The 13,850-nt window shown below is 69.1% G+C and carries 11 protein-coding genes and 1 tRNA gene; 5 read left to right on the top strand and 7 right to left on the bottom strand.

The window, feature by feature from the left end:
* Positions 1-25: 25 nt before the first annotated feature.
* Positions 26-1,249 (top strand): pyridoxal phosphate-dependent aminotransferase, encoded by a 1,224-nt coding sequence (locus BLU38_RS29580; protein WP_091530878.1) that lies wholly within the window; start codon positions 26-28, stop codon positions 1,247-1,249.
* 3 nt (positions 1,250-1,252) lie between these two features.
* Here the strand turns inward: BLU38_RS29580 and BLU38_RS29575 are convergent, their stop codons facing one another.
* The gene (locus tag BLU38_RS29575; protein ID WP_091530875.1) at positions 1,253-2,125 is read right to left on the bottom strand and encodes a DMT family transporter; all 873 of its coding nucleotides are present in this window, start codon (positions 2,123-2,125) and stop codon (positions 1,253-1,255) included.
* Between the two features lie 281 nt (positions 2,126-2,406).
* On the opposite strand from BLU38_RS29575, the gene BLU38_RS29570 reads away from it, so the two are divergent.
* Positions 2,407-3,885, top strand: a complete 1,479-nt coding sequence (locus BLU38_RS29570; RefSeq protein WP_091530873.1) for an aromatic amino acid ammonia-lyase — start codon at positions 2,407-2,409, stop codon at positions 3,883-3,885.
* Between the two features lie 21 nt (positions 3,886-3,906).
* On the opposite strand, the gene BLU38_RS29565 is transcribed toward BLU38_RS29570, so the two are convergent.
* Entirely contained in the window at positions 3,907-5,229 is a 1,323-nt protein-coding gene (locus tag BLU38_RS29565) for a DUF349 domain-containing protein (protein ID WP_091530869.1), read from the bottom strand.
* 31 nt (positions 5,230-5,260) lie between these two features.
* Here BLU38_RS29565 and BLU38_RS29560 point away from each other — a divergent pair, with 31 nt between their 5' ends.
* Together BLU38_RS29560 and hisS are read left to right on the top strand one after the other, a co-directional pair.
* A complete protein-coding gene (locus tag BLU38_RS29560; protein ID WP_091533390.1) occupies positions 5,261-5,968 on the top strand; it encodes an MBL fold metallo-hydrolase in 708 nt (235 codons plus the stop codon).
* 34 nt (positions 5,969-6,002) lie between these two features.
* A complete protein-coding gene (gene hisS / locus BLU38_RS29555) occupies positions 6,003-7,373 on the top strand; it encodes a histidine--tRNA ligase (RefSeq protein WP_091530866.1) in 1,371 nt (456 codons plus the stop codon).
* 76 nt (positions 7,374-7,449) lie between these two features.
* Here hisS and BLU38_RS29550 read toward each other — a convergent pair whose 3' ends face one another.
* The 5 genes from BLU38_RS29550 to BLU38_RS29530 all read right to left on the bottom strand — a co-directional run bounded on the left by BLU38_RS29550 (position 7,450) and on the right by BLU38_RS29530 (position 12,670).
* Positions 7,450-8,253, bottom strand: a complete 804-nt coding sequence (locus BLU38_RS29550) for a family 1 encapsulin nanocompartment shell protein (RefSeq protein ID WP_091530862.1) — start codon at positions 8,251-8,253, stop codon at positions 7,450-7,452.
* The gene (locus tag BLU38_RS29545) at positions 8,250-9,284 is read right to left on the bottom strand and encodes a Dyp-type peroxidase (RefSeq protein ID WP_091533388.1); all 1,035 of its coding nucleotides are present in this window, start codon (positions 9,282-9,284) and stop codon (positions 8,250-8,252) included. The genes BLU38_RS29550 and BLU38_RS29545 overlap by 4 nt, the downstream gene beginning before the upstream one ends.
* Positions 9,285-9,368: 84 nt before the next feature.
* A complete protein-coding gene (gene selB, locus BLU38_RS29540; protein ID WP_091533386.1) occupies positions 9,369-11,159 on the bottom strand; it encodes a selenocysteine-specific translation elongation factor in 1,791 nt (596 codons plus the stop codon).
* Between the two features lie 58 nt (positions 11,160-11,217).
* On the bottom strand, positions 11,218-12,549 hold the full coding sequence (gene selA / locus BLU38_RS29535) for an L-seryl-tRNA(Sec) selenium transferase (RefSeq protein WP_091530858.1): 1,332 nt from the start codon (positions 12,547-12,549) through the stop codon (positions 11,218-11,220).
* A 25-nt stretch (positions 12,550-12,574) separates the two neighbouring features.
* A tRNA-Sec gene (locus tag BLU38_RS29530) sits at positions 12,575-12,670 on the bottom strand.
* A 64-nt stretch (positions 12,671-12,734) separates the two neighbouring features.
* Here BLU38_RS29530 and selD point away from each other — a divergent pair.
* The gene (gene selD / locus BLU38_RS29525; protein ID WP_091530854.1) at positions 12,735-13,742 is read left to right on the top strand and encodes a selenide, water dikinase SelD; all 1,008 of its coding nucleotides are present in this window, start codon (positions 12,735-12,737) and stop codon (positions 13,740-13,742) included.
* Positions 13,743-13,850: the final 108 nt, after the last annotated feature.

Genomic DNA, 13,850 nt, shown 5'->3' with positions numbered 1-13,850 from the left:
GGACGGCGGCTGGGAAGATGAAGCCGTGCGCGCCATCAAACAGAGCAAGAAGCTGCGGGACGTCCGCTACGACGTCCGGGGACCGATCCTCGTCGAGGCCCAACGACTGGAAGCCGAGGGCCACCGGATCCTGAAGCTCAACATCGGCAACCCGGCCCCGTTCGGTTTCGAGGCACCGCAGGCGATCATGGCCGACATCGTGCACCACCTCCCATCGGCCCAGGGCTACAGCGACTCCCGCGGCATCTACTCCGCGCGGACCGCGGTCGCGCAGTACTACCAGAGCCACGGACTGGCCGACGCCAAGGTCGACGACGTGTTCCTCGGCAACGGCGTCTCGGAGTTGATCACGATGGTGCTGCAGACCTTCGTCGACGACGGCAACGAGATCCTGGTGCCGGCTCCGGACTACCCGCTCTGGACCGGCGCGGTCACCCTCTCCGGCGGCACACCGGTGCACTACCGGTGCGACGAGGACAACGGCTGGCAGCCGGACCTGGCCGACATCGAATCCAAGATCACGCCGAACACGCACGCACTGGTGATCATCAACCCGAACAATCCGACCGGTGCGGTCTACACCACCGAGGTGCTGCAAGGCCTGGTGGACATCGCCCGACGGCACGATCTGGTGATCTTCAGCGACGAGATCTACGAGAAGATCCTGTTCGACGGTGCCGAGCACCAGCACACCGCGACCGTCGCCGGCGACGACGTGCTGTGTCTGACCTTCAGCGGACTGTCCAAGGCCTACCGGGTCTGCGGCTACCGCTCCGGCTGGGTGCTGGTCTCCGGACCGAAGCATCTGGCCCGCGACTTCCTGGAAGGGCTGACGCTGGTCGCCAACATGCGGATGTGTCCCAATGTCCCTGCCCAGCATGCGATCCAGACCGCTCTCGGCGGCTACCAGTCGGTCGACGAGTTGATCATTCCCGGCGGCCGCTACTACGACCAGGCGATGCTCGCCGATCGGCTGCTGAATGAGATCCCGGGCGTCAGCTCGGTGCGCCCACGGGGAGCGTTGTACTGCTTCCCGCGGCTGGATCCCGAGGTGTATCCGATCGCCGATGATCAACAGTTCGTGATCGAGTTGCTGCGGGCCAAAAAGATCTTGGTCACCCACGGCACCGGTTTCAACTGGCCCGACCCCGATCACTTCCGGTTGGTCACCCTGCCCGAGGTCGACGTGTTGACCGAGGCGATCGGCAGGATCGCCGAATTCCTCGAGGAGTATCGCGCGGCCGCGTGATGATCAGCCGACGGCGAGCGCGACGATCCCGGCCAGCACGATCGCCGAACCGATCAGTCGGGGGCGGGGATTGGGCTCGGCGAAGATCAGCCAGCCGGCGATGCTGACCAGCACCACACTGACCTCACGCCCGGGCGCGACCAGGGCAGTCGGGGCGTGCCGCATCGCGTACATGATCGAGATGTAGGCCAACGGCGAACCGATCCCCACGATCAGCGCGCCGATCAGCTGACTGCCGGCGAACTGACTGCGGATGATGGTGCCGATCGGTTGCCGAGGCCGCAGCAGGACCGGCGCCAGCACCAACACCTCGGTCAGGCTGGACAGCCAGCTCTGGATCATCGGCGAGATGCCCAACCGGGTCACGGCATAGGAATCCCAGAGCGTGTACGCCGCGATGGTCACCCCGGTCATCAGACCGAGGACGACCGCACGCGGGTCGAGCGAGACGCCGCGGCTGCCGGCGAAGCCGATCACCGCGACACCGGCGATGATCACCGCGCCGCCGGCCAGCGACACCGGACCGGGCCGTTCGGCCAGGAACAGCACCGAAACGATCATGGTCAACAGCGGGCCGGTGCCGCGAGCCATCGGGTAGACCAGGGACACGTCGCCGACCCGGTAGCCGCGCTGCAGCAGCACGAAGTAGCCGATGTGGATCAGGCCGCTGACGAATCCCGCGATCAGCACCACCGGCACCGCAGCGCGATTGCCGGCGAAGGCCGTCAACGCAAAGGGTGCCACCACCACGGCAGCGACAACGCTGGACAGCCAGACGAACCGCAGGCCGGCGCCGGAGAACCGTTTGGCGGCCAGATTCCAGGTGGTGTGGGCGATCGCGCCGAGCCCGATCAGCAGCAGAGCGACAACAGACACAGGATCCTCTTCTCGCGGCGCACGGTGTGCCGCGGCGGATCCTCCAGGCTTTTGTCCCTTGAGATGACCGGCGGCTCATCGTCAGCAACCGGTGGCGCCGCTCGGACCAGACCGTCCCGACCTCCTGCTGCGATCCGGGACGCGGAACCCTAGGCGCTATCGGGACCGACCCTAGCAGCCGCGACCGGTTGGACTCCCGACCGGGGACGCCCCGGCGCCTCCGCGGCTGATTTCATGACAGCGTAGGAATGCAAGGGTTCCGTGCCGAAGGAGGCGTGCCGATGGCCGATCATGGACCGGTCCGGATCACCGGAAACGACCTGCGCTGTGCCGACATCGTCGAGTTGAGTCGGGACGGCGCCGGCCGGATCGAGCTGGACCCGGCCGCGCTGGAACGTGTCCGAGTCGCTTGCGATCTGGCCACCCACCTGAGCACCTGGGGCAACGTCTACGGTCGGACCACCGGCGTCGGCGCGAACCGGCACGTCGCGGTCGACCCGGACCGCGCCGACGAGCACGGGATGCGACTGCTGCGCAGCCACGCCGGTGGATACGGCAGCCTGCTGCCCGACGCGTCGGTCCGGGCGTTGATGATCATCAGGCTCAACCAGCTGGCGGCGGGCGGCAGCGGGGTGCAGCCCGACCTGGTGACCGGACTCGACGCGGCGTTGCGGACCGACTCGTTGCCGCAGGTCCATTCCCACGGCCGGATCGGCACCGGTGATCTTGCGGCGTTGGCCGAGGTCGGTCTCACCCTCGCGGGCGAACGGCCGTGGGCTACGGGTGGGATCGATCCGGTCAGCATCGGCTCCGGTGACGCACTCGCGTTCATGTCCAGCAATGCGGCCACCCTCGGCGAGGCGGTGTTGGCCGCAGCTGATCTTGGTCGGCTGCTCGCCGCCGGGCGGGTGGTGACGGCGTTGACGTACTCAGCCCTGGGCGGCTCCCCGGAGGCCTACGCCGACGCCGTCCATCGGTCCCGCCCGCATCCCGGGACGCTGCAGTGCGCGGCAGCGATGCGCCGGCTGCTCGGCAACCAGGATCAGCAGCTGCCCGCCCGTCGGTTGCAGGATCCGTTCGGGCTGCGGACCTTCCCACAGGTCGCCGGCGCCGCTCAGGACGCGTGGACCTCGCTGCAGCAGATCCTGACGATCGAGGTCAATGCGGCCGCGGAGAACCCGCTGATCGACTCGGGGACCGGTCGCAGCTACCACCACGGACAGTTCGCCACCCCGCACCTTGCCCAAGCCCTTGATCATCTTCGGGCCGCGGTGGACCAGGTCGCACAGCTGTCGGCGGCCCGGCTGACCAACCTGACCGATCCCGCGCTGACCGAGTTGGCACCGTTCCTGGCCACCGGTCCGGCCGGCAGCTCCGGGATCATGATCTTGGAATACGTCACCCAGGACGCGCTCGCCGAGCTGCGGCACGCGGCCGCACCGGTCACCCTCGGCAATGCGGTGATCTCCCGCGGGTTGGAGGACAACGCCAGCTTTGCGCCGCAGGCGGTCCGGCAGACGGCCACGGTGGTGCGGACCTACCGCACGGTGTTGGCCTGCGAGCTCGTCGGTGCGATCCGGGCGCTGCGGCTGTCCGGGGTCGAGCTGCCGGACGCGCCGGTCCGGACCGCCTACGACCGGGCCGTCACGGTGCTGTCCGACAACACCGACGACCGCGTCCTGACCCCCGAGATCGACCAGGCCGAACGGCTGCTGGAGCCGTTCGCCGATCTGGAGGCCGGCGAGGTCGCCGGCCGGTGATTGTCGGTCAGCCGGAAGGAGTCAGTCGGGACGGAACTCGCTGGCAGCCTGCTGTGCCTGGGTGAGCCACTGCCGGTAGGTGGCGGCGTTGTCCCGTGCCTCCCGGGCTGCCTTGTCGTCACCACGGGCCTCGGCCTTGCCGGCCCGTTCCTCCAACGAAGAGATCTGGGCCTCCAGCTTGGCCGCGGTGTCCTCGGCACGAGCCCTGGCCTCCGGATTGGTCCGGCGCCAGTGCTCGTCCTCGGCATCGCGGATCGCCTTCTCCACCGCGCGCAGCCGGTTCTCCAACCCACGCATCGCCTCCCGCGGCACCTTGCCGATCTCGGCCCAGCGTTCGAGGAAATCCCGGAAGGCTGCCTTGGCTGCGGACAGGTCGGTGACCGGCACCAACCTCTCTGCCTCGTCCAGCAGCGCTTCCTTGGCGACCTGATTCTCCCGGAACTCGGCGTCCTGGGCGGAGAAGGCCTGTTGCTTGGCTGCGAAGAAGCGGTCCTGGATGCCGCGGAACCGCTGCCAGAGATCCTCCTCGACCTCCCGCGGTGCGGGGCCGGCCGCCTTCCACCGCGACATCAGGTCCCGGAACGCGCCGGTGGTCGGGCCCCAGTCGGTGGAGTCGGCCAGCGCCTCGGCCTCGGTGATGATCGATTCCTTGGTGGTCCTGGCTGCCTCGCGGCGTTCGGCCTGTTGGGCGAACTGCGCCTTGCGGCGACGGGTGTAGGTCGTCCGCGCGCTGGAGAACCGATGCCAGAGCGCGTCGTCGGTCGACCGGTCCAGTCGCGGCAACTGCTTCCACTGCTCCAACAGAGAACGGAACCGGTTCACTCCGCCACGCCAGTCGTTACTCTGTGCCAGCCGTTCGGCCTCGGTGACGAACCGCTCCTTGGCTGCTCTGGTCTCCTCCTGTTGTCTGGCTCGTTCGGCCTTACGGACCGCACGCTGCTCGGTGAGCAGCGGACTCAGCTCGTCCAGCCGCCGATTGAGATCGTCCAGATCCCCGACCGCATTGGCCGACTGCACCGATTCCCGCACCGTACGGACCGAGGACGCCGCGTCGTCGGGAGACAGGTTGCCGCCGCGAATGCGTCGCTCCAGCAACGAGACCTCGAGTTCCAGGGCGGTGTAGCGCCGGACGAAGAAGTCCAGCGCCTCCTCGCGGGTGGCATCGGGCACCTGGCCGACCGCCCGCTCCCCGTCACCGCTGCGGACATACACGGTCCCGTCGTCATCGACGCGACCGAACGAGGCGGGCGCAGCAGCAGCCGGCTTCGGGCCGCCGGGTGGCGGCGTGGGGATACCAGACGATGGGGGTGTCGCCTTCGCGGCACCCTGTGCGTCTTCGCTCATACCCCCCATCCTGCCCGATACGGTGTCGGCCGTGGTGATCGCATCCTTTCCGGCCGGGCCGCTGGCGGCCAATTGTTACGTCCTCGGCACCGGTGATGACGATCGCTGCGTAGTCATCGATCCCGGGATGGACGCCGCCGAACGGCTCGACACCGCCTGCCAGGAACTCGGGCTGCGCCCGTCGGCGGTGCTGCTCACCCACGGTCATTTCGACCATGTCGCCGATGCCGCCACGGTGGCCGACCGGTACGGCGCGGGCTGCTGGATCGGGCCGGCCGACCGGCCCTGGCTGACCGATCCGTTGGCCGCGCTGACGCCGGATTTCCATCCACTGGTCGCCGACTACGCCGATCCGGCGACCGCTCGGGAGCCGGCGACGATGTTGACCGCCGAACCGGCCACCGACGGTCAGTTCGCCACGCTGGACGTGGCCGGGCTGCGGATCGAACTGATCCCGGCACCGGGACACACGCCGGGCGCGACCCTGTTCCGGACGCCGTACCACGACGAATCCGGCCGGTACGACCTGTTGTTCACCGGCGACGTACTCTTTGCCGGGACCGTCGGCCGGACCGATCTACCGGGTGGAGATCAGCCGACGATGGACCGTACGCTCAGCTCGACAGTGTTGTCGCCGCCGTCGCAGCTGCCCGACGAGACGGTCGTGTTACCCGGTCACGGGTCGCAGACCACCCTCGGGCGGGAACGCGCCGGCAATCCCTATCTGCTGCACCTGTGACCAGTTCGATCCCCAGAGAGTGAGGCCGACGCCCGTGCCGCGCCCCAAGCCGCTGTCCGGTTTTCCCGAGTTCCTGCCCGAGGCCAGGATCGTGGAGCAGCATGTGCTCCGTCAGCTGCAGGAGACCTTCGAACTGCACGGCTTCGCCTCCATCGAGACCAGGGCGGTCGAGCCGTTGGACCGGTTGAACAAGGGTGGTGAGGAGATCGACAAGGAGGTCTACGTCGTCCGCCGGCTGCACGCCGAGGAGGACGGTCGGGCCAAGGGCGACGACCTCGGTCTGCACTTCGACCTGACGGTCCCGTTCGCTCGCTACGTGTTGGAGAACGCGGGCCACCTGCAGTTCCCGTTCCGCCGTTACCAGATCCAGAAGGTGTGGCGCGGGGAACGGCCGCAGGAGGGCCGCTACCGCGAGTTCACCCAGGCCGACATCGACATCGTCGGCAGCGGGACCCTGGCCGACCACCACGACGTCGAACTGCCGCTGGTCGCGCTGGACGCCCTGGAGAGGTTGCACACCGACATCGGCCTGCCGCCGGTGCTGATGCGGGTCAACAACCGTCGGCTGGCGCAGGGTTTCTATGCCGGGTTGGAGATCGAGGACGTGGCGGGCGTGCTGCGGATCGTCGACAAGTACGACAAGATCGGGCCGGATGCAGTGCAGGACCTGCTGACCGATGACCTCGGGTTGTCCGCCGCCCAGGCCGCATCCTGTACGGCGCTGGCCGAGATCAACAGCGCCGACACCTCGTTCGTCGAGCGGGTCCGGTCACTGGGGGTCCGCAGCGAGCTGCTCGACCAGGGACTCGACCAGCTTGCCGCCGTGGTCGATGCCGCGGCTGCCGCCGTACCCGGCCGGATGATCGCCGATCTGAAGATCGCCCGCGGGCTGGACTACTACACCGGCACCGTCTACGAGACCGAACTGGTCGGTTTCCCGTCGCTCGGGTCGATCGCCTCCGGCGGTCGGTACGACGCCCTGGCCAGCGACGGCAAGACCAGTTTTCCGGGGGTCGGGCTGAGCTTCGGCGTCAGCCGCACCCTGGTCCCGCTGTTGGCCAAGGGCCATCTCACCGCGAGTCGACCGGTGCCGACCTGTGTGCTGGTCGCCGTCGACTCCGAGCAGTCCCGGGATCAGGCGATCGCGGTGGCGACCAGCCTGCGCCGCAGGGGGATCTCCGCCGAGGTGGCGCCGAAGGCGGACAAGTTCGGCAAGCAGATCCGCTACGCCGACCGGCGCTCCATCCCGTACGTCTGGTTCACCTCCTCCGACACCGGTGCCGGCGGCGAGGTCAAGGACATCCGGACCGGCGAGCAGCTGCCCGCCGACCCGGCCCGCTGGGAGCCCGACGAAGCTGATCTACGACCGCAGATCAGCGGTCACTGGGGCACCGAAGGATCCTGAACCCGGCCGCTGCCTGAGCCGGGCGAAGCAACAAGGATCCTTGCCTACCAGGGCGCTCACCCCTCTCGGGCGCCGATCAACTGGTCGGCAGTGCGACACCGGCCTCGGAGGTGTAGGGCAGGAAGGTCAGCGACTCCTGCAGATACAGCTGGATGTGATTGGCATCGTGGGACTGGTAGCCGATCGACAGATCCTGACCCAGGTGCAGCGCGTAGTCGCCGCCCCGGGTGGTGACCAGCAGCGCGCCGGTCATCGCCGGTGCCCAGATGATCTCGCCGTCCCGCAACAGCCGGGTCAGATGATCAAGGATCGGGTAGCCGTGATCGCTGCTCTCGGCGACCGCGGTGTAGACCTCGGCCGACAGCAGCAGGCTGTACGGACCGTTGACCCCGGCCAGCCGCAACGAGCTGACCGCCTGGGCGACCGCGTCCGGGATCCGCGCCGGATCGGACGGCAGCGGAATCGGCGGATTGGAGCTGCTGGCGGCGATCCCGACGATGCCGGCGTCCTCCACACCTTCGAAGACTGCCCGGTCCTCGGCGTAACCGATCGCCGTCGCCGCCTCCTTCACCGGCTGCCAGTCGGAGTCCTGCGATCCGCGTTCGACGTCGTCGACGGCGTCCCGGGTGACGGCGAACGGCACCCGCAACTCCAACAGCGGTTGGCTGAGCCGCTGACGGATGATCACCTCGTCCGACGACGAGCGAAGATCACGCAGATGTCCGGTGCCGACGGCTGCCAGCTCGGGACCCGCCGGGCCGATCACGTCGACCACCCGCCGGGCGGCGATGGTCCGGGTGACGGTACGCCGTGCCTCCTCCTCGATCTGGTCCCAGGCCGCGTCGGTGATCGGGGCCAGTTCACGATGCAGATTGTTCATGCCGTGGTGCTCCTCTTCAGGCTGCCGATGTTGAGCGACCCGTCCCGAACCGTCGGTTCCGAGGTCGTGGCCTGGTCGTTGATCGTGCTTGTTTCGTTGATCATGCTGGGATCTTCGAGGAAGTCCTGGGTGGGGACGAAGAACAGGTTGCCGGTGACGGCGGTGGAGAAGTCCAGGATCCGATCATGGTTGCCCGGCGGCTTGCCGATGAACATGTTGGTCAGCATCTCTTCCAGCACAGCCGGATCGGCGGCGTAGCCGATGTAATAGGTGCCGAACGTCTGGGTCCCAACCTCGCCGAACGGCAGGTTGTCCCGCAGGATGTCAAGATCGTTTCCGTCTGCGTCGGTGATCGTGTTCAGCGCGACGTGGGAGTTGCTCGCCTTGTCGTCGTCGGCGATCTCGATGTCGGACAGCTTGTGGCGGCCGATCGCCCGCTCCTGTTCCTCGACACTCAGCGCCTCCCAGCTGTCCAGATCGTGCAGATACTTCTGCACCATCACATAACTGGCCCCGGTGTGGGCCGGGTCCTCGTCGCCGACCTGTACCGCGGCGAACGCATCGGCTCCGGTCGGGTTCTCGGTGCCGTCGACGAAACCGAGCATGTCGCGCTCGTCGAGGAACCGGAAGCCGTGCACCTCGTCGACAACGTCGGCGGACCCGGACAGCCGGCCGACGAGTTGCTTGGCCAGCTCGAAACACAGGTCCAGTTGCCGGGCCCGCAGGTGGAACAGCAGATCGCCCGGCGTAGCGACAGCTGTGTGGGTGGCGCCGACCACCGGCCGGAACGGATGCAGTCCGGCAGGGCGCGGCGCGTCGTACATCCGGTCCCACAGCTGGGCGCCGATGCCGACGACGCAGCTCAGCTCGTCCTCGGTGCGTTTGAAGCCGACTCCGCGTTTCAGCGAGGCGACATCGGCGAGCAGATCGCCGACGACGTCCTCGGCTCCTGGGCGCACCGTCAGCACCAGGAAGATCGCGGCCGGTGCCGGGTCACGCACCACGTCCTGCGGTCGCGGCTGTTCTGTCACCTGCACCACCCTGTCGTCGTAACGATCTGCCGAGGTGTGATCGACTCTACTGGCGCCCGTCGGGCGCCCGGGAGCAGGACCCGATCAACGCAGCACCTCGCGGTGGCCGGCGTCCAACCGCTTCGTCCAGCCGCGCGCATCGAGGTGCTCCAGCAGCGGGATCGCCACCCGCCTGGTCGTCTGCAGCTGTTGCCGTGCCCGGCTGGTGGTGAAGGGTTGCTCCAGGCCGGCCAGCCGGCGCATCGCCAGCGCGGGCGCGGTCGGCAGCAACACGATCCCGTCTCGCAGCCGGATGATGCGGCCGGCGCGCTCGGCCGCTGCGAGCTGGCGGCTGCCGAGGCCGAGCGCGGTGAGCTCGTCGGCCTCCGGAGCGGCGAACGGATCCGCCCCGAGCCGGACCTCCAGCTCACCGATCGCCGACTCGACGGTGCCGAGGTCGGTTGCGCTGCCCGGTCGACGCAACCGACCGTGCTGCTGCTCGAGCCCGGCGGCGTCACCGACCGCGTCGAGCAGCTCGGCATCGGGTAGCCCGAGCAGGTCGGACGCCTCGCCGCGGGTCAGACCGCCGCGGAGTGGATCCCGGTCGTGCAGTTCATCGACCGCCGACCGGAGCCGGTCCCGCCACGATCGGAAGGTGTCCTCGTGGACCCACCAGCCGCCGACGACCCGCACGCCGTCGGGGCAGGCGCCGGTTGCCAGCCCGAGGCGTCGCAGCTGCTCCCGCCGGACGGCGCCGCGTCGGGCCACCTCGATGCCGGCGTCCCCGGCGGTGTCCAGCCGACCGAGTTCGGCCCGCCGTCGGCTGCCGTCGCCGCGGCGGCTGAGTGCCGGCGGATCCGCGTCGAGTACTCGCACACCGCCCAGCACCCGACGGCTGCCCGGGTCTCGCAGCACCAGCCGATCACCGAGGACCAGCGGCAGCCGGCGGTCGATCGTCAGCCGGGCATGATCATCGTCGAAGCGACGCAACCGTACGGGGATCGCCGCGGTGCCGACATGGGCGGTGAGCTGTTGCGGCAGCGCACCGAGTGGTACACCGCTGACCCGGCGGACGTCGATCACATCGGTCGTCGGCCATTCGCCCGGAGTCAGCAGCGCATCGCCGCGATGAATACTGTCGGCGGCGATCCCCCGCAGATTCACTGCCGCACGCACCACCGGTTGCAGCCGATCGGATGGTTCGCCGCGGGTCTGCAGGCCGCGGACGGTCACCTCCCGTAGCGAGCTCCGGCCGAGCAGTTCCAGCCGGTCGTCGCGGCCGATGCTGCCGGCTGCGAGGGTGCCGGTCAGGACGGTGCCGGCACCGGCGATGGTGAACGAGCGATCGACCCACAATCGCACCCGGTCGCCGTGCGGCGCCGGTGACAGTCGGGAGAGCACCGCGTCCAGAGCGGTCCGCAGCTCGTCCAGGCCGGCGCCCGTGACGGCCGACACGGCGATCGCCGGGGCGTCTCGCAGACCGGTCTCGGCGAGCTCGGACCGGGCCTGCGCCACGACCTCGGAGACCCGGTCCGGAGCCCGGTCGGTGCGGGTGATCACCAGCAGACCGTGCCTGATCCCGAGCGCGGCGACGGCGTCGCGATGATCATCGGACTGCGCCCGCCAGCCTTCGTCGGCAGCGACCACGAAACAGACCACCGGTGCCGGACCGAGACCGGCCAGCATATTGCCCAGGAACCGTTCATGACCGGGGACATCGACGAAGGCGACCCGCCGACCGGACGGCAAGGTGCTCCACACGAAGCCCAGGTCGATGGTCAATCCTCGGCGTCGTTCCTCCTCCCACCGATCCGGTTCCATCCCGGTCAGTGCCTTGATCAACGTACTCTTGCCATGATCGACATGTCCGGCCGTCGCCACCACAAAGTTGATCATGTCCGATCGATCCCTGCCATCAAGTTCCCTGAGCCCGTCGAAGGGCACCTCCTGCCGATCATGGAACCCGACGATGCTCGTCGTCGACGAGTCCGGAGAGCGCGGTCCGGGCAGCAGCCACCAGAACTTGATCATCGGACTCGGGGACGCAGCGCAGATCGAGCAGGCACGCCCCGTCGTGGACCCGGGGCAGCACCGCCGGATCGCCGGTGCGCAGCAGCGCGGCGGCGGCCTCCGGCAGCCGGACAGCCCAACCGTGCAACGGAACTCCGGGCGCACCACCGCCGCCGACCCGTCCCTCGTGGGCGATCACCTCGGCGCCGAGTTCGGCGGCCAATCGGTCGGCGCGAGCACGGAGTCGTCCGGGATCGGCGTGCAGGGCCCGACCGACTGGAGTCTGCCCCGCGGACAGCGTCGCCTCGAGCGCGGCCAGTGCGAGCTTGTCGGCGCGGACCGCCCTGGCCAACGGATGACGTGCCAGCTTCGTGACCGCGGCCGAGCGGCCGAGCAGCACACCGGCCTGCGGCCCGCCGAGCAACTTGTCACCGCTGGCGATCACCAGGTCGGCGCCGGCGGTCAGCGCGGTGCCGATGTCCGGTTCATCAGGCAGCGACGGATCGGGTGCCAGCAGTCCGCTACCGACGTCGACCAGGAACGGCACGCCCCGGTCCGCGGTCAGCGCACTGAGCTCGGCAATGTCGACCGCAGCTGTGAAGCCGTCGATCCGAAAGTTGCTCGGGTGCACCTTCAGCACGCAGCCGGTGTCCGGCCCGATGGCGTCGGCGTAGTCGCGCAGATGTGTCCGGTTGGTGCTGCCGACCTCGCGTAGCCGTGCACCGGTCGAGGCGATCAACTCGGGGAGTCGGAAGCCGGCACCGATCTCGATCAACTCGCCGCGGCTGACCAGCACCTCGCGTCCGGCGGCGAACGCGGTGGTCGCCAGCACCAGGGCAGCGGCACCGTTGTTGACGATCAACCCATCCTCGGCCGCCGGGCAGGCGGTGAGCAGCGCTGCCCGAGCCGCCGCCCCCCGCCGCGAGCGAGCACCGGAGGTCAGGTCGAGCTCGACGTCGACATAGCCGGCAGCAATGACGAGCGCGTCGATCGCTGACTCCGACAGCGGCGCCCGGCCGAGATTGGTGTGCACCACGACGCCGGTCGCGTTCAGCACCGGCCGCAGCGCGGTGGGACGGTGCGCCGTCAGTGAATCGAGCACGGCCGCCGCGACCTCGTCCGGTTCGATCTCGCCCTGCCGGGCGCGTTGCTGGGCGCCGGTGACCAGGCCGCGAACCACGTGATCACCCAACCGGAGCCGGGCCGCGGCGACCGGAGGCAGCGCCAGCAGTTGATCGGTGCGGGGGATACGTCGACGCGGATCGTCCTCGGACACACTCACCCTCCCTGCACCGAACGGCTGGCGGAGGCGGACGGGAATCGAACCCGCCAGGCCGAGATACTCGACCTCACCGGTTTTGAAGACCGGGGGGACCACCAGGAACCCAGACGCCTCCCAGGAGGTTCAACCTAATCCGTCGGCCGAGCGGGACGATGAGCGGGCGCGGTTAGGGTGACGGTATGGCGATCCTCGACGTGGCAGATCAAACGATCCGGTTGACCGGCTTCGCCCACGGCGGGGGCTGTGCGTGCAAGATCCCGCCCGGCGAGCTGGAGGAGGCTGTCCAGGGGCTGACCGGGCAGACCGCCGGCAACGTGCTGGTCGGGCTGGACGACGGCGACGATGCCGCGGCGGTGCTGGTCGCCGATGATCTTGCGGTGCTGTCCACGGCCGACTTCTTCACTCCGGTCGTCGACGACGCCTATGACTGGGGCCGGATCGCCGCCGCCAACGCACTCTCCGATGTGTACGCGATGGGCGGCCGCCCGGTCGTCGCGATCAACCTGCTCGGCTGGCCACGGGAGGTGTTGCCCACCGCACTGATGACCGAGGTGCTGCGCGGCGGACTCGCGGTGGCCGCCGAGGCCGGCTGCCCGGTGATCGGCGGCCATTCGATCGACGACCCGGAGCCCAAGTACGGGATGGCCGTCACCGGCGTCGCTGCTCCGGATCGCCTGCTGCGCAACGATTCCGCCCGACCCGGCCTGCCGCTGACGCTGACGAAGCCGATCGGTGTCGGCCTGCTGAACAACCGGCACAAGCAGACCGGCGAGGTGTTCGAGGCAGCGATCGCCACCATGATCGAACTCAATCGGGACGCGTCGGTCGCCGCGCTGGCAGCGGGTGCCCGGGCCGCCACCGACGTCACCGGCTTCGGACTGCTCGGCCACCTGTTCAAGATGTGTCGTGCCTCCGGTGTGGCAGCGGTGATCGACAAGTCGGCGGTACCGACCGTCGACGGTGCTCTGGACGCTCTGGCCGACGGCTACGTGTCCGGCGGCACCCGCCGCAATCTGGACTGGGTCCGGCCGAACCTTCGGCTCGGTTCGGCGATCACCGAGGATGACCTGCTGCTGTTGGCCGACGCACAGACCTCCGGCGGCCTGCTGGTGGTCGGCGAGGTCCCCGGCTACCCCGTGATCGGCGAGATCGTCCCCGCCACCGACCTCGCGCTGACCATCAGCTGACGCATCAGCGTGGATCCAGGATCAGGGGGGAATCAGCCGCGAATATGCCGCTGAATCTCGCCCACGTCGCGTAGCATCCGCGGAGAACGCCAGAACCGATATCGGGGA

Source organism: Microlunatus soli, assembly GCF_900105385.1.
Lineage (GTDB): Bacteria > Actinomycetota > Actinomycetes > Propionibacteriales > Propionibacteriaceae > Microlunatus > Microlunatus soli.
This window is presented reverse-complemented; position numbering and strand designations above follow the sequence as displayed.

Bases quoted from the DNA above. Each gene is read 5' to 3' on its own strand.
- BLU38_RS29570 (WP_091530873.1), top strand. From the start codon at position 2,407: ATGGCCGATCATGGACCGGTCCGGATCACCGGAAACGACCTGCGCTGT.
- BLU38_RS29565 (WP_091530869.1), bottom strand. From the start codon at position 5,229: ATGAGCGAAGACGCACAGGGTGCCGCGAAGGCGACACCCCCATCGTCT.
- BLU38_RS29550 (WP_091530862.1), bottom strand. From the start codon at position 8,253: ATGAACAATCTGCATCGTGAACTGGCCCCGATCACCGACGCGGCCTGG.
- selB (WP_091533386.1), bottom strand. From the start codon at position 11,159: ATGATCAACTTTGTGGTGGCGACGGCCGGACATGTCGATCATGGCAAG.
- selD (WP_091530854.1), top strand. From the start codon at position 12,735: ATGGCGATCCTCGACGTGGCAGATCAAACGATCCGGTTGACCGGCTTC.